We start from the raw sequence: 15,144 nt of genomic DNA, 5'->3' as shown, positions 1-15,144 counted from the left end.
ATTTGAACATCATCATATTAAAACACATTGTTTTTCAGCATTATTAGATTGGGTCAATAATTCCTTTTTCGGTAATTATACCAGTAACCAATTCCTTAGGAGTAATATCAAAAGCAGGATTTATTACTTCTGTACCTTCAGGACATATCCTAGCACCGCCGTAGTACCTTACCTCATCACCGTCCCTCTCTTCAATTACAGTATCATAAATATTGATTTCATTATCAAAAGTTGAATATGGTGCTGCCACATAAAAAGGAATGTCATGGTGTTTTGCAGCCAGCGCCACCATAAATGATCCCACCTTGTTTACAACACCGCCTTTTGCGATTCTGTCGGCGCCTATTACAACCTTATCAATTTTACCCTGTGACATCAAAAATCCTGAAGCCACGTCAGGAATCAGTTTTACCGGAATGTTTTCCTGCTGCATTTCCCAAACACTTAAACTTGCCCCCTGTCCACGCGGACGGGTTTCATCACAAATCACATTAATGTTTTTACCGGCATCGCGTGCTGCTCTAAATACTCCCAATGCAGTTCCATAATCTACACATGCAAGAGCACCAGCATTACAGTGTGTCAGTACTGTATCACCATCATCGATTATCTCAGCACCATATTTTCCGATAGCCCTGTTTGTTGCCATGTCCTCTTCATACATTTTTAATGCTTCGCCAAGGGCATCATCACTGTTCAATACCCTGTCAACAGCCCAGAACAAATTAACTGCAGTCGGTCTTGCAGCCTTAATCTCAACTGCAGCCTTATCCAAATCAACTCCATCAATATCTGCAAGAGCCATTCCAAAAGCCGCTGATACTCCAATAGCTGGAGCACCACGAACAGTCATATTTTTGATTGCAGTTATAACATCCTGATAATTATCACAGTAAACATAAGTCAACTCATCAGGAAGTTTTCTTTGATCAATAAGTTTTAGTTTATTTTCTTCCCATTCAAGTGTTTTCATATTAACACCTTTTAAAAAAAATGTCATAAAAATAGATAAAAAAAGCATAATTAAGTGTTAGTTTCTAATTTTGTTTAATGCTTGAGCATTGTTTATAATTATGCTTTTTTTAGTAAATAACCCAATAAAGGATTTGATTAGAGACGTATTAAAAATACATCTTATATATTACATTATCAAGTTATCATTTATAAATTTTTATGTAAAATTGAATTTTTAACAATCCCACTAATACTTCATGCATTTTCAGTCATAATCGGCACTACCTGTTTCTTACGTGAAACAACACCTTCAAGCAAAACAGTATTATCCTCCAATGTCACACCATATGCCTTTTCAACAAGAGAGGCATCCTTACCAAGTGCAATTACCTGGGAGTTGCTGTTTACAATATCAGTAATCAAAAGCATGAACAAGTCCAAATCTTCCTCTTCAATGATTTTGTTAATTCCTGCTTCCAAATCATCCTTCATTGCCATAACATCACTGATATCTGCAGTATTGACCTGATTTACAATTGATTTAACATCCTTAAAGTCGATCTGTTTTGCATCAAGGGCCAAAATTTCATCTATGGTGAAACTGCTTAAATCAGTTCCTGCCTTAAGCATTTCCAAACCGTATCCTTCTGCATCAATTTCAGCAATTTTTGAGAGTTTTTCAACAGCTGCCTTATCATCATCAGTTGTTGTAGGTGATTTTAAAAGCAAAGTGTCTGAAATAATGGCAGATAACATTAAAGTAGCTATCTCCTTTGAAATTTCAACACCATTTTCCTCATATAGTTTGCATAAGATAGTTTCTGTACATCCGACAGGCTCAAATCTTAAAAATAACGGGTATGAAGTTTCCAAAGCAAGCTTATGGTGATCAACAACTTTTAAAATTTTGGCATTTTCCAAATTGTCCACTGATTCAGCAGGAGAGTTGTGGTCAACCAAAATGACATTAGCATCATCTTCAACGCTTTCCAATAATTCCGGCGCTTCAATGCCTAGATAATTTAAAATAAATTCAGTTTCCTTGTTGATGTTACCTAATCTAAAAGCTTGAGCTTCATCGTTTCCCAATTCCCTTTCCAAGTTAGTCATTACTAAACTTGAAGTGATACTATCGCTATCAGGACTTTTATGTCCAAAAACATAAGTTTTAACCATATTATCGTTTTCCTCGAAAATTATAAAATTAACGTTACTAATTAAATTATCTTTTTCATTGATATTTAATTTTGCGATTTAGAAAATACAATGAAAACAAATAACCTCAAAACAATATAATGACAACAATATTATACTCAATATGAATACAAATAACAAATATATTTATATAAATGAATATAAAATAACATAAAGGAGGAGAAAATAATGAACAAAAAAATAATCTTAGTACTCTTAAGTATTTTCATTGTTGCTGTTGTGGCAGGAAGCGCAATCGCTGCCGAAGCAAAAGTCAACACTGAAATAAAAATGTTAAGTGAAAAAACCTTGAAAAATGGAGATGACATCGAATTCCAACTTAAAGATGCACAAGGAAAAGAAATTGCATCTCAAAAAGTAAACATAAGCTTTGAAGCAAATGGAAAATATGAAAATTACTCAGTCATTACTGACGAACACGGTAACGGATATCTGGTACTGTATAATGAGGCTTTAGGCGACCACAAAGTCATTATCAACTACACTGGAAATAACAAATATAACCCTTGCAAATTAGAAGAAACCATCAAAATCGTTGAAGGAAAATCAACCAACGATAAAACCAATGCTAACTCAACTGCAAGCACTATAAAATACGATAATACTACTAAAACCAATACTACAAATGCCACCAACAAAACTGATGAAATACTTTACTATGATGCTCAATACAACTTCTACTACAACCAATATGGAGTTGTTGTAGGCGGTCAAAGTGATGGTGCGGATGCATTTGAATTAGCTTCAAACTATGCAGAACAAGAAGCAAGCGGAAATCCTTATTTAGAATAAAATTTTTAATTTGAGCGTTAAAAACGCTCCTCCCATTCTTTTTTAATCTGATTAAAATTACAGTGAAAGCCATCACATGCAAAAAAAAATAACCATTAAAAATTGTTTAATTAAACAAAAAATAAAAAAAAGAGTTTTAGTAATGACTCTGTGGAGTCATTCCTAAATGATAATCTTCGCTTTTCTTACCAGGTATTCCGTAAGCATCCGCCCTACATTGGGTGCATGCCCTGAATACAGGTATGATTTCTTCCACTTGTTCTCTGATGCTTTCCATCATTGAACAGTCCGGACGTTCATAGTCTTTCATCTTAGCTAAAGGAATTAAAGGTAAAATGTTCATTAAAGAAGCACCTCGTTTTTTAACCTCTTTAGCTATTTCCACAATATGCTCATCATTCAATCCAGGTATTAAAACTGAGTTAACTTTAACTACCAAACCGTTGGCTGCAGCTTTTTCAACACCCTCCAATTGGTTTTTAATTAAGATTTCTACAGCTTCACGACCTTTGTAAACTTTACCTTCATACTTAATGAAAGAATAGATGTCTTTTGCTATATCAGGATCAATCGCATTTATTGTTACTGTAACGGAATTTACTCCAAGTTCTGCAAGCTTATCTGCATATTTTGGAAGTAAAAGTCCATTTGTACTCATACATCTGATTAAATCAGGCTGTTCGCTAGCAAGTTTTTCAAAGAATTTGAATGTTTCCTCATTAGCTAGTGAATCTCCCGGTCCTGCGACTCCTACAACAGCAATCGGACCATCAGCAGTAACGTCATTAACATGTTTAATTGCAGCATCTGCATCCATTACACAGCTTGCAACTCCCGGCCTGTTTTCTTCATCATTAATATCTCTTGTACAGAAGTTACAAAAGATATTACATTTAGGTGCAACCGGCACATGTGCCCTACCTACTTTATCGTGCATTTTTTCATTGAAACATGGATGTGCTTTTGTTATGTGTGCAAATCTTGAACCTTTATGTTCAGCCATACTATCACTTCTCCGACATATAACTCCTGTTATTTTGTATTGATACGAACAAATATTTAAAGTTTTCTATTGGTCACTTAACTCAGCAATATATTCATTAGCTTTTTCAATCCATGCATCGGCAATTAGCTCGTCAGTAGCTACAACAGTAACGATATCTTCTGTTGACATGTCCTTAATGATTTTAAATCCTTCAGGCAATATCCTAAATATTGCGTCATAAACCCTTCTTTGCAGATTGGAGTGAGGGTCATCTACAATAATGGTACCCAAATCAACATGGTCCCCGGCAATTTCCAGCTGATATCTGTTTGGCTGATAAATCTCTTCCCTTGAGTATCTTCTCCATAACTGCTTTAAGATATTCGGAAGATAGTTTTCATTATCGACTATAATTCTGGTAATGTCCTCATCCTTAACATAAGTTAAAGTGGCGACATCTCCAAAAGCAACTGCATTTGAAGTTTTCTTCATTTTAATAGCTAAGACAAATACAGGATCATCAGGATTGACATAAGCTCTCAAATCATCAACGGAAGCTCCTAAAACCAAATCCTGAAAGATTTGCTTTATGATGATTTCGTAAACTTCAGCGCCTCTTTCATCATAGCATTCAACTAACATTAAATCAACCCTTTAAATTTATTTATCATCATGTCTGTGTCCCATTCCGGATACTAAAAGAGCTGCACCTACAGCACCAATATGTTGTGAGTATTCTGGAACAATGACTTCAATTCCACCTAAAGTTTCACTGACCGCTTCAACAAGACCTGAAATCAAACTGGTTCCACCTACTTGGATTAAAGGTTCACGAATGTCAATTTCCTGAAGTTGCTGTTCATAAACCTGTTCAGATACGGAGTGACATGCCGCAGCTGCGACATCAGCTTTGGAACCTCCTGCCGCAAGAGTGGTAACAAGATCCTGAATACCGAATACAATACAATAGGAGTTCAGCATTGCTTTTCTCCAGTCACCCTGTACTGCAAGCGGACCTAACTCAGTGATGTCCACATCCAACCTACGGGAAGTCATGTCAAGGAATCTTCCGGATGCACCTGCACAGATACCACCCATGGTGAAGTTATCAGGAATACCGTTGTTTACAGTGATTACCTTGTTATCCATACCGCCTATGTCCAGTACTGTAGCTTCTCCTTTTTGACGGTCTGCCAGATATACTGCACCTTTAGCATTGACGGACAGTTCTTCCTGGATGAGTTCTGCACCGAATTCCTGACCCATGGTAAACCTACCGTAACCGGTTGTTCCGATACCGTCCACATCATCCCAGCCATAATCTGTGTTTGCAAATGCTTCAGCAGCGGCTGTTTGTGCAGATTCAATAATGTCTTTAGTGGCAGTCCAACCTGTTCCGATAACCTGGTTGTTTTCCATAAGAACCGCTTTTGTAGTGGTTGAACCTGAATCCAAACCAAGGGTAAGTCCTTCTTGTTTTTCACGAGCAAGAATGCTTCTACGAGTTACAGTAGTAGCCAACGCTTCCATACGGATGAACAATTCATCAGCTTTTGTTCTTTCAGTAAATGAATAAGTAACTACCGGAATACGAGTATTGTTTTGGATAAAACGTCTAACTTCATTTCTTACCAATGCGGCTTCAGCACATCTGAAACAAGTTGCAATAAATACTGCGTCAGGCTTGGATCTGCCTTCAACAATAGCCATAGCTCTTGCAATCATTAATTTCAGACTTGAACTTTGAGCTGAAAATCCGAATTTTTCATAAGATTCGTCAATGTAGTCCAAATCGATTTCAGGAAGAACAATTTCTGCACCAAATTTATTTGCAGCCTTTTCAATTTCCTTTTGAATTCCACTATATTCTGTTCCACATGAAACTAATGCAATTTTAACCATTATTATTCCTCCCCAGCAGTTTCTTCAAGTGAATCTATAAATTCATTTATTTCATTCACCATAACATATGTTTCATCTTGATTAGTAGGATATGTAAGTTCTAAAACAGGAATTCCCTTATTCCTGAGTAAAAATATTGATAATTCATTAGTTCTAGCACAGCCGATACAACCAAAACCATATGGAGCGCCATCAACCACAATAGCTGCTTCAGCTTCATCTATGAGCGGTCCGATAATTGCCATTCTTCCACGGACACCGGAAGGAACTTCGATAGCCGCATATTTAAGGCCTTTAATCGGGTCATCTTCAGTGATGTTCATAGGTGGAGAATCAATCTCCGGGTCTTTGATTTTTTGTCTAATTTGCTTTTGAAGAACTAAAGGAGTATGACCTTTTCTTTCAAGTAAATCTGCTAAGATTAATGAATTTGGAGGATAAATAGCTATTTTAACCATGTTTTCACCTATTCTTTATTTTCTAAACATTCATTCATGATTTTTTTAAATTCGTCAACTTCAATTGGTTTTTTCTCTTCTAATTCCACTTCTTTAGGATTATCTAAAGCTTCGGATACAAAACCAAGTATTCTATATTCTTTTTCCATTTGGTGGAATCCTTCTCTCGGTCCAAATCTGTGACCTCTGCATCTTCTAGGATCTCCCGGAGCGAAACCTCTTTCCTTTGTGAAAATGTGGCTTGGATCTAGTTTTCTAATCTCTTCAATTGCCTTATAAACATCTTCACTTTTGCCACTTATCATTGACCCATAACAAGTGTTCTTTATTGTAAGAGGCAAACCAAGCATATGAAATTCACTAACTATCTCCTGTTCACTTACATGAGCTCCTGGCCCAATAAAAATCATACGAGTAATTACATCCGGATCCCAATCTTCTTTACCTAAATCAGGACTCATTGTTAGATTCGGTGACATACACTACAACTCCTTCTTTTAATTTTTCAAGATGATCATAATCAGAAACAATATCACCAACAATATTTGTTGCTCCAAAAGTCTCTGCAGTTGGTCCATATTCGGCGTTATCTTCAAATCTAACACCTATTAAACCTGCACTTTTGGAAGACATGTTAGTAATACCTATTTGACCTCTTATTACTTTATCGACAGGGTTATTTTCAGGGATTAAACCTTTGGCGGAGTTTTTATCTCCCTCAAAAATAACTATGTGCATTCCAGGTACTGAAAAGTGAACCTTTATTTGACCGATAGGATTTTCCAAAAGGCCAGACAATAGTTTGAAGTATCTAACAGACCTTGGCGCATTATCAACAAATTTAATTTTACATAAATCCTCCTTGTTGATAGCTTTAGTTATTACTTTACCTTCTTTTAGGATATCAATCGTATGCAATGGATTTTGCTCTATGATAATTGCATCATCATCAACCAATCCATCAATTAAATGCTCAACACCTGCTGCTGACAACAATTCAGTAGCTTCACTTTGGGTTTTATTCAATAGCATCAGTCTTTGCTGTTCTGATTTAACAGTGATGAAATCATTTTCCTTTGCTATATCTATAAGTTCCATACCCTGAACGATGTTACCTACAGTGGTGTGATTTGGAGTTAAAACTCTGTTTTCACGATAAATAAATAGTTTTCCTACACCTTTACCATTATTTCTGATAGTCATTGTTCCGCGATTTCTTTTAGTGGTGTCCTCTTTAGGTTTTTCAAGCCCTTCCAACTCATAAAATCCTAAAAATGATTCACTATCAAAAGAAACTTTGATTCTGCCATCCTTAACTATAGAGAACAAATGTTCTACACAGACAGGGGAGTTTTCATCAATCTCAAAAGAGATATATGTGTACAACTCATTTCCCTCTTCCAGAACAATGCTCAGGTCGGATACAGAAGCACTGTCGGTTGTTGTGCTTCTCTCGATAATAGGTTCTATACCAGTTACCTTATCATCATCAGTGAGATTTTCCAATGTTTTTCTACCTCCAATAACGCGGGCAAAAATACCTTTATTAAATGGCGGTACACCATAAACATTGGTGGTGTTCTCCTTAAGCATAATCAAGTGAGTAGACTCATTACTAAAACTAGATAAACTTAAAACAACATCTCCTTCAAAATATTTGAATTCATCATGAGTAGGTTCCAGATCGGTTACGACAGGACCGATAGCCACCTCAGTAGGGGTTGACCACCTTATGTCCAAATCGACAAACTCCTCATACTGATTTTTCCAAACGTCAACCAACGGTTTGGATTCATCAGATTCGTCGAGCTGAAGGATTATGGAACCCTGAGTTGTCTTAATCTTATATTTGCTTATATTTTTTTCAAGTTCCTTTTTTCCTTTTATCAAACAAACAATACTACCAGGAGTATATGGAGCATTAGTTTCCTCAATCACATCCTGAATTGAGGAGCCTTCTGCCACATCTATTTCTTCTCCATTAATTTTAATTAACATACAATCTCCTAATAAGAATTTTTAATATTATATATTTATAATTTTATTATATATTAAAATTATTTATTTGAATTTCAAAAATTATATTAACACACTTTTCTAACAATATAATAAGGAGGGAAAAGAAATGCAAATTACCAGAAAACATGTTTTTTCTTTACTCGTGATTTTGATATTGGCTGTAGGAGCAATTTCAGTTGCAACCGCATATACCGGAACAGGATTTACACACAATATTCCGTCATCAAAATACCATGACATGTCAGCATCCGATATTTTGGGCAAATACTCCGATACTGACTGTCAGGTTGAAGAAAGTGCAGTGTGCACAGAAGTTGTTGATGGAGATACCATCTATTTAAACAACGGCAAAAAAGTACGTTTTGTTGGCGTCAACACTCCAGAGAGAGGTGTTGAGGGTTATATTACCTCAAAAAATTTTGTTCAGAAATTATGTTTAAATAAAGAGGTGGGGCTTGATATTGACAATGCCAAACACAATGATAAATACGGCCGTACATTGGCTGTCGTTATTGTTGACGGCAAAAATGTGAATGAGATGCTTTTAAAGGAAGGTCTTGCCGAGGTAATGTACATTCCTCCAAGTGAATTCTATCCGTATAACTGGGCGGACGGTTCAACACACATTCCAACATCACAGCACACATATGCGAATACACAATCAGATTCCGGCTCCAGTGACACCGGAGATTATATCGGAAACTCAAATTCAGGCAAATTCCATAAATCAACCTGCAGTTGGGGTCAAAAAACAGCAGAACACAATAGAGTATATTTCAACAGCAGAAACGATGCAATTTCACAGGGATACATGCCGTGCAAGGTCTGTAATCCTTGACTTTTTTTATTTTAATTTTCAAACGTTAAAAAAATAGAAAAGAATGAAGGATAGTTAATCAACGTTAACTACCTCTAATTAATCAAAATATTTCAATAATTCGATTTCCCTTTCAAACTTATCCAAACTTGCATCATTATTGACAGCAATGTTTGAATATAAAAGTCCCAATGAATAGTTTCCTATACTTTCCAATGTTGGAATGACAATAATCATATAAACTAAAAATCCAACATATGGAATCATCATTACCAGTGATGAAAGGTATGAAGCAACTATCAGCAATATCACCATGAATATCAGCCATGCAATAATCCTTCCAATACCAATAGCCCTAATATCTCCGACCACTTTATTAATCTTTAAAGCCTCAGTCAAACTGTTTAAATAAGCCAATCTGGCTTTTGCAAAAAACAGCAGCACTTCAAATAGGAGATATGTGATTAAAACAATGAAGAATATCAGGCCCGCAGTCAGTGCAAAACTAAGAACCCTGAGATCTGATAGCATATCAATGCTTGACATTCCCAGTGTGGACAGGACAATAAAGAATACCAATGCAGGCACAATCATGTATGCAATCCTTAAGACAAACAGTCTAAGAGAATCATAAATGTTCTTTTTGAAACTTAAGGAAGGCATCACTGCAGATTCATTTACGCCTATATTAACAATTGAAAATAAATATCCCGGAACAATAAGAATAAATAAGAAAAATGAGATAACTCCGAAAATTGTAACATATCTATTGTCAAATATTATTCCCAATGGAATTATTGCCGCCAAAATAAATAAAACAAAAAGAATCGGCAATTTCTTGATATTCCTAAAAGGGTACTTTAATGAATTTGATATTATTATTCCAACATCCATAAAACCACCTTAACTAAAAGCTGCTTTTCCAAATTTCCATTTTTTGTGATTTATTTAAGTAACTGTTATAATCATCATCCATAGAATTCAATGCCACGAACATGCAGCATGAATCATCGGGATTTGTAAAGCCTTTTCCAAAGCCGCAAACCATTCCCCCGGGATTAATAATCCAATATCTGCAATTGAGACATACTACATCATAGGAATAGTCATCTATAGATATACCGTCAATACTTTGATACATAATTATCTGAATATGAATACAGGATTTTTGTCCTGATTGAAAACTTCTGCCTGTTCATCGCCGTAATTCAGGTAAAGTGAATTGGAATCAGTGACTTCTCCAACGACATTTGCCTCGATTGAGAATCTTGAAAGATAGTCCTTAATATATTCGCAATATTCCTCTTTAGCCGTGAAAACAAAACCTGAACCAGGATATGACCTGAGCCAGTCTACCCATTCAACACTTTCATTTCTTGGAATGTCTTCCAGATTTACGACAGCACCTTTACCGGACGTTTCCAAAAGCATTTCCAATGTTCCCAATATTCCAGGATTTGAAATATCCTTTCCTGATTTTATATAATCGTTTTCAGCCAGGTATTGTACAGCGGTAATCTGGTCTTGGACCAATTGCGCATCTTTGTCATAAGTGGTATCCCAATTTAGGGAAAACATTTCATGAGGTTTTCCATCCAAATCGATTGCTACAATTACCTTATCGCCCGCTTCAGCTCCAAAACTTGTTATTATTTTATCCTTTTGGGCAATTCCAACAATAGCAACTCCCAATGAGTCCACTTCACCATCAGGATGCAGGTGCCCTCCAACCATTGGAACACCGAATTTCAAACATCCATCTTTGATTCCGTTTAATAAATCTTCATAAATCCCATCATTGCTTATTGACATTATGTTTACCATGGCCAGCGGTTTTCCACCCATTGCCGCAATATCATTGACGTTTACTAAAACTGAACAGTACCCTGCCCAATAAGGGTTGACGTTCATTATGTCCCCCCATATTCCGTCTGCAGCAAGCAATATTACCTGACCGTTTCCAATGTCAATAGCTGAAGCGTCATCCCCAATGTCAATGACAACATCCCCTGAAACATTATATGATTCTTTTAAAAGAGAAATTACATTGTCGATTGAGCTTTTACGTGACACTCCCTTAAATTCTTGAATTTCACGAACGAGATTTTTAAAATCCAAAGATTACACTTCCTATTAGTCAATATAATTAATTTTGTATTTGCAATTAATATCTTTTATTATTTCGATTATTTTGCCTTCAACTTCACCGATGCTTGAATAGTCATAAGTGACCTGCCCGCCACCAAACATTTTCGTTTTAATATCTTGACCGCAGATGTCATCAAAGCCACTTTCAACTTCAAAGATGATAGAATTTTTAACCTTAAATCCGGATTCTACAACCTTATCCAAATCGCCATCAGTTATTCCAACTACAGGTATATCAAAACGGTACAAAATATCAGAAGATATCAATGTAGTGTCATCACCAACAGTAATTACCAGAGACGAATCCCTGAATTTATATACATCCTCACCGGCATGGTCTAAAAATGTTACCTTAAAACCGCTGGACTCATCATGTCCGATAACCCTTGGAGTAACATTTGCATGTCTTAAAAGACCAGTCTTTATAATGGCGGATTCAAGATCAACTTCCCCCAGCTTTTCAAGACCGTGAGCCTTAAGTTCCCCACCTATGATATCGACAATATGATTATCCTTGGATATCAAGGTTAGCTTGTCAGAGTTTGTTTTCCCAATAACAACACTGTTGACCATTATATTTTCACCCGGACTGACTCCATGAACAATTCTTTGATTGACCCCGGCATCATCCTGTCTGATATGATTGTCATAAACCTCCTGAGGAGTTATTTTGGCCAAACCCAATTTCACAGACAACTCCTCGGCAATATCCAAATCACCGTTCCAGCAAATTATGCTTCCGTCATCTTCGCCAGGCCTTTCAATTTGAATTACTGGAATGTTATTGTCAGATATTTTTTCAATATAATGATTAAAGACCTTATATCCGAATACCTGTCCCGTTACATCGGATTTTCCATAATTAAGTAAAAATATCACATCAACATTTTCATCATGAAAAATCTTTAAGGAGTCGCTTGGAACCAGTTTTCTTGAAATGTCTATGACATTTTCAAGACCCGCATCAATGACTGCAGTCCGACCCATGGTTCCTCCCAGTCTTGCCTTGACTTCACCATATTCCCCAAGCAAATTGATTAATTTTAATGCATAGCCCGAATCAATGACATTGGGTCCATGAACAACAACGCCTATTTTCATCTGTTCACCTTGATTCTTTTTTTAAAAATTTTAGATCCGCATATCTCACAGTCATCAAATTTATAGTCTTCAGGATATTCCTTCTTACAACCTTCACATATTTTCTTCCAATTGTAAATTCCTTTAATTCCCTCAGTTATTACACCGGAATAATCAATATTCATTATTTTTAAAGTATTTTGAATAGTATAATCATCAGTAATGACTTTTACATTCTCTCCCTTTTGAGATAACATATATGCTAAAGCAATCAATTTCTTATCGGGAAATGACAATCTTAAAATATCACCACTTTCATAAATAATGTTATTTACACAAAATAAATACTGAGATGCTACATCTTGTATAACTAATAATCCCTGGTCAATTGCTGCATCAAATTTCAGACGAGATTCGAAATCCTTGATTTCTTCAGTGATTTCAGGAACTGTGAAATTCCTTTTTGAAGAAATCTCAAACCCGTTAATGAATGCCGATGCATCCAACACGTAACAAATTTCCATGATTAAATATATTCACAATAAAAACTAATAAATCTTGGCAATATTTTAAAACATTTTGAAATATTGACTCAAGTGTGAAATTTGATTGGGAAAGATTTGGGAGAGACTTGGGATAAATCTGGAAAAAGATTGGAAAAAGCTTAGAATAAAATTTGGAGAGATTTGGGATAAATTTGGAAAAATTTATTTAAATTCAGATGTGAAGAATTGATATTGCAGAAAAATTCATTGAGAATTTCAAGAATTTTTTTCATGATAAAAAAAAAAGGAGAGAAAAAAATGCATAACCCTAGCGAAATTAATGAAAATATCAGATTCCTTGCACAGTCCGAAATCCGATTAAAAATCCTAAGTGAACTCCATGAACAGCCAAACAACGTCAGCGGACTTGTAAAAAAGACAAACATTACCTACAGTTCCGTTTCAAGTAATGTCAACAAGTTAGAGGAAAATAACTATATCCGAAAAGTCGAAAAGAAATATTACATTAATCCAATGGCTGAAATCTATTTCAAAGCGTTAATGGACTTCAAAAAAAGCGTTGACCTAATCTATGATTATGATGCTTTCTGGAACAAACACAACATAACCCAGTTAGGCATCGATTCCATGAAAAACATTACCGCTCTGAAAGATTCAGAACTAATTGAGACAACACCATTAGACATATACAAAACACACAATACCACAAAAAACCAGTTGATTGAATCAAAAGACGTGAAAGCCATTTTTCCATACTTGCATCCTGAATACCCTCAATTAATTGAAACAATATTGCAAAATAATGGAACTGTTGAACTGATTGTTCCAAGAACCATATTTAAAGCAATGATCTCCCCAATTAATGATAAAATAAAAAAAGAAGCAATTAACAGCGGAAGACTGACCATATATGCAGTTACAAATGATTTGGATTTGTATCTTACAATATGTGATGAAAAAATGAGTTTAGGACTATTTAAAAACGACGGAAGTTTTGACCAGAACAGAATCCTGATTTCAGATGACGAAAAATCACATGAATGGGCCAACGAATTATTTAAACACGTAAAACACATGGTGATAAAATGACCAACATACAGACCAAACAGGAACTTAATAAAGAATTTAAAGATGTCAAGTATATTTTGACGTCTAGCATGCGTGCTAAATTACTTTTGGCATTGTACAGAATTCCAAGAAATTTGGATGAACTTAGAAATGAATTAAAAAAGCCTTCTGCAACCATTTTGCACGGGCTTAAAGAACTAGAGGCAATTAATTTGGTTAGAAAAGCTCAAAAATGTTACGAATTAACATCAAATGGTTATTTATTAACCACAAATATGGTCAAATTGATTGAAAACTGGTATTCTCTAGCAAAAAACGAGACTTTTTGGGACAATCATGATTTGACTGACATTCCAGATGAAATTATTAAAAGTATTTATCTTCTAAAAGATGCAGAATACGTAAATTCAACAACAAGCGATTTATCCATTGCATTCAACAGATACATAAAATTAATTTCAAATGCCCGCAAATTACAGATAATCATGCCAATATATTCTGAAAATCATTTCAAGCATATGATTGATCTTTTAAACAATGAAAAAATTGATGAATTAAGATTAATCATTAGCAAAGAGATTTATGACTCCATTTGTGAAAATGAGTCATTCAAACAGGAATTACTTGAAAACGAAAAAGTACTCATCAAAATCACAGAAGACAATTTGAAAATATTTTTAACATACTCTGAAAAATTCATGTCCCTCACTTTATTTTTTAAAGATGGACATTATGATGATTCCCAAATTTTAATCGGAAAAGATAAAAATGCTCTGAAATGGGCATATGATTTGATTAAAGAATTAGGGGTAAGTGAATGATCTTTTCAAACAGTATTCAAAGCATACAAATTAAAGATAAGGAACTGTATTCCATGTTAATGGGCAGTGACGGTGGAAAAACAAGAATGAAAATAATCGATGAAATATTGATTAAACCAAGTAATGCAAATCAATTATCCAAACGGTTAAAACTGGACTATAAAACCATTACTTACCATTTGGATATCATTTGCAGTCACAGATATGTTACCAAAGAAAAATTCGAGAAAAAAATATTTTATTATCCTGGCGATAGATTAATTAAAAACCTAGATGAATATATTGATATTAGAAAACAAATTGACAATCAATAGAATAATAATGTAAACACCTATATTTAGGAGATATGGCTAAAGCCAGCATTTGTTGACTTTTTACA

At 35.0% G+C, this 15,144-nt stretch carries 18 protein-coding genes; 5 read left to right on the top strand and 13 right to left on the bottom strand.

Annotation, left to right across the window (positions count from 1 at the left end):
* Positions 1-43 precede the first annotated feature (43 nt).
* Together mtnA and QZU83_RS01485 are read right to left on the bottom strand one after the other, a co-directional pair.
* Positions 44-973 carry an S-methyl-5-thioribose-1-phosphate isomerase gene (gene mtnA, locus QZU83_RS01490; RefSeq protein WP_295609187.1) on the bottom strand — a complete coding sequence of 310 codons (930 nt, stop codon included), beginning with the start codon at positions 971-973 and terminating at the stop codon, positions 44-46.
* A gap of 236 nt (positions 974-1,209) precedes the next feature.
* Complete coding sequence (locus QZU83_RS01485) at positions 1,210-2,130, bottom strand: manganese-dependent inorganic pyrophosphatase (protein ID WP_295609186.1); 921 nt, start codon at positions 2,128-2,130, stop codon at positions 1,210-1,212.
* A 207-nt stretch (positions 2,131-2,337) separates the two neighbouring features.
* Here QZU83_RS01485 and QZU83_RS01480 point away from each other — a divergent pair, with 207 nt between their 5' ends.
* Positions 2,338-2,961, top strand: coding sequence for a hypothetical protein (locus QZU83_RS01480; RefSeq protein WP_295609185.1), 624 nt, complete (start codon positions 2,338-2,340; stop codon positions 2,959-2,961).
* Positions 2,962-3,097: 136 nt separating this feature from the next.
* Here the strand turns inward: QZU83_RS01480 and QZU83_RS01475 are convergent, their stop codons facing one another.
* The 6 genes from QZU83_RS01475 to QZU83_RS01450 form a co-directional block, all read right to left on the bottom strand.
* Positions 3,098-3,964: a radical SAM protein gene (locus QZU83_RS01475; protein ID WP_295609184.1), complete on the bottom strand. Its 867-nt coding sequence runs from the start codon at positions 3,962-3,964 to the stop codon at positions 3,098-3,100.
* Between the two features lie 66 nt (positions 3,965-4,030).
* Positions 4,031-4,588 (bottom strand): methanogenesis marker 17 protein, encoded by a 558-nt coding sequence (locus tag QZU83_RS01470; RefSeq protein WP_295609183.1) that lies wholly within the window; start codon positions 4,586-4,588, stop codon positions 4,031-4,033.
* 18 nt (positions 4,589-4,606) lie between these two features.
* Positions 4,607-5,848 (bottom strand): methanogenesis marker 15 protein, encoded by a 1,242-nt coding sequence (locus tag QZU83_RS01465; protein ID WP_295609182.1) that lies wholly within the window; start codon positions 5,846-5,848, stop codon positions 4,607-4,609.
* 2 nt (positions 5,849-5,850) lie between these two features.
* A complete protein-coding gene (locus tag QZU83_RS01460) occupies positions 5,851-6,306 on the bottom strand; it encodes a methanogenesis marker 5 protein (protein WP_295609181.1) in 456 nt (151 codons plus the stop codon).
* An 8-nt stretch (positions 6,307-6,314) separates the two neighbouring features.
* A complete protein-coding gene (locus QZU83_RS01455; RefSeq protein WP_295609180.1) occupies positions 6,315-6,785 on the bottom strand; it encodes a methanogenesis marker 6 protein in 471 nt (156 codons plus the stop codon).
* Positions 6,757-8,304 carry a methanogenesis marker 3 protein gene (locus tag QZU83_RS01450; protein WP_295609179.1) on the bottom strand — a complete coding sequence of 516 codons (1,548 nt, stop codon included), beginning with the start codon at positions 8,302-8,304 and terminating at the stop codon, positions 6,757-6,759. The genes QZU83_RS01455 and QZU83_RS01450 overlap by 29 nt, the downstream gene beginning before the upstream one ends.
* Before the next feature lie 127 nt (positions 8,305-8,431).
* Here QZU83_RS01450 and QZU83_RS01445 point away from each other — a divergent pair, with 127 nt between their 5' ends.
* A complete protein-coding gene (locus QZU83_RS01445) occupies positions 8,432-9,163 on the top strand; it encodes a thermonuclease family protein (RefSeq protein WP_295609178.1) in 732 nt (243 codons plus the stop codon).
* Positions 9,164-9,241: 78 nt separating this feature from the next.
* Here the strand turns inward: QZU83_RS01445 and QZU83_RS01440 are convergent, their stop codons facing one another.
* Genes QZU83_RS01440 through QZU83_RS01420 form a run of 5 tightly spaced genes read right to left on the bottom strand, consistent with a single transcriptional unit; the run spans position 9,242 to position 12,894 of the window.
* Positions 9,242-10,036, bottom strand: coding sequence for a DUF4013 domain-containing protein (locus QZU83_RS01440; RefSeq protein ID WP_295609177.1), 795 nt, complete (start codon positions 10,034-10,036; stop codon positions 9,242-9,244).
* Between the two features lie 13 nt (positions 10,037-10,049).
* Positions 10,050-10,283 (bottom strand): hypothetical protein, encoded by a 234-nt coding sequence (locus QZU83_RS01435; protein WP_295609176.1) that lies wholly within the window; start codon positions 10,281-10,283, stop codon positions 10,050-10,052.
* A 2-nt stretch (positions 10,284-10,285) separates the two neighbouring features.
* Entirely contained in the window at positions 10,286-11,260 is a 975-nt protein-coding gene (locus QZU83_RS01430) for a methanogenesis marker 2 protein (RefSeq protein ID WP_295609175.1), read from the bottom strand.
* A gap of 15 nt (positions 11,261-11,275) precedes the next feature.
* Entirely contained in the window at positions 11,276-12,391 is a 1,116-nt protein-coding gene (locus QZU83_RS01425; RefSeq protein WP_295609174.1) for a DUF2117 domain-containing protein, read from the bottom strand.
* Positions 12,388-12,894: a ribonuclease VapC gene (locus tag QZU83_RS01420; RefSeq protein WP_295609173.1), complete on the bottom strand. Its 507-nt coding sequence runs from the start codon at positions 12,892-12,894 to the stop codon at positions 12,388-12,390. Before QZU83_RS01420 ends, QZU83_RS01425 begins: the two co-directional genes overlap by 4 nt.
* Positions 12,895-13,173: 279 nt before the next feature.
* Here QZU83_RS01420 and QZU83_RS01415 point away from each other — a divergent pair, with 279 nt between their 5' ends.
* The 3 genes from QZU83_RS01415 to QZU83_RS01405 are packed head-to-tail and all read left to right on the top strand — an operon-like array spanning position 13,174 to position 15,079.
* The gene (locus QZU83_RS01415) at positions 13,174-13,965 is read left to right on the top strand and encodes a winged helix-turn-helix domain-containing protein (protein WP_295609172.1); all 792 of its coding nucleotides are present in this window, start codon (positions 13,174-13,176) and stop codon (positions 13,963-13,965) included.
* Positions 13,962-14,765 carry a winged helix-turn-helix domain-containing protein gene (locus QZU83_RS01410; protein ID WP_295609171.1) on the top strand — a complete coding sequence of 268 codons (804 nt, stop codon included), beginning with the start codon at positions 13,962-13,964 and terminating at the stop codon, positions 14,763-14,765. Before QZU83_RS01415 ends, QZU83_RS01410 begins: the two co-directional genes overlap by 4 nt.
* Positions 14,762-15,079 (top strand): winged helix-turn-helix domain-containing protein, encoded by a 318-nt coding sequence (locus QZU83_RS01405; RefSeq protein ID WP_295609170.1) that lies wholly within the window; start codon positions 14,762-14,764, stop codon positions 15,077-15,079. Before QZU83_RS01410 ends, QZU83_RS01405 begins: the two co-directional genes overlap by 4 nt.
* Positions 15,080-15,144: the final 65 nt, after the last annotated feature.

The sequence above is a fragment of the uncultured Methanobrevibacter sp. genome (genome assembly GCF_902771435.1).
GTDB lineage: Archaea > Methanobacteriota > Methanobacteria > Methanobacteriales > Methanobacteriaceae > Methanocatella.
The sequence above is the reverse complement of the archived record's forward strand: the minus strand, read 5'-3'. Positions and strand labels throughout refer to the sequence as shown.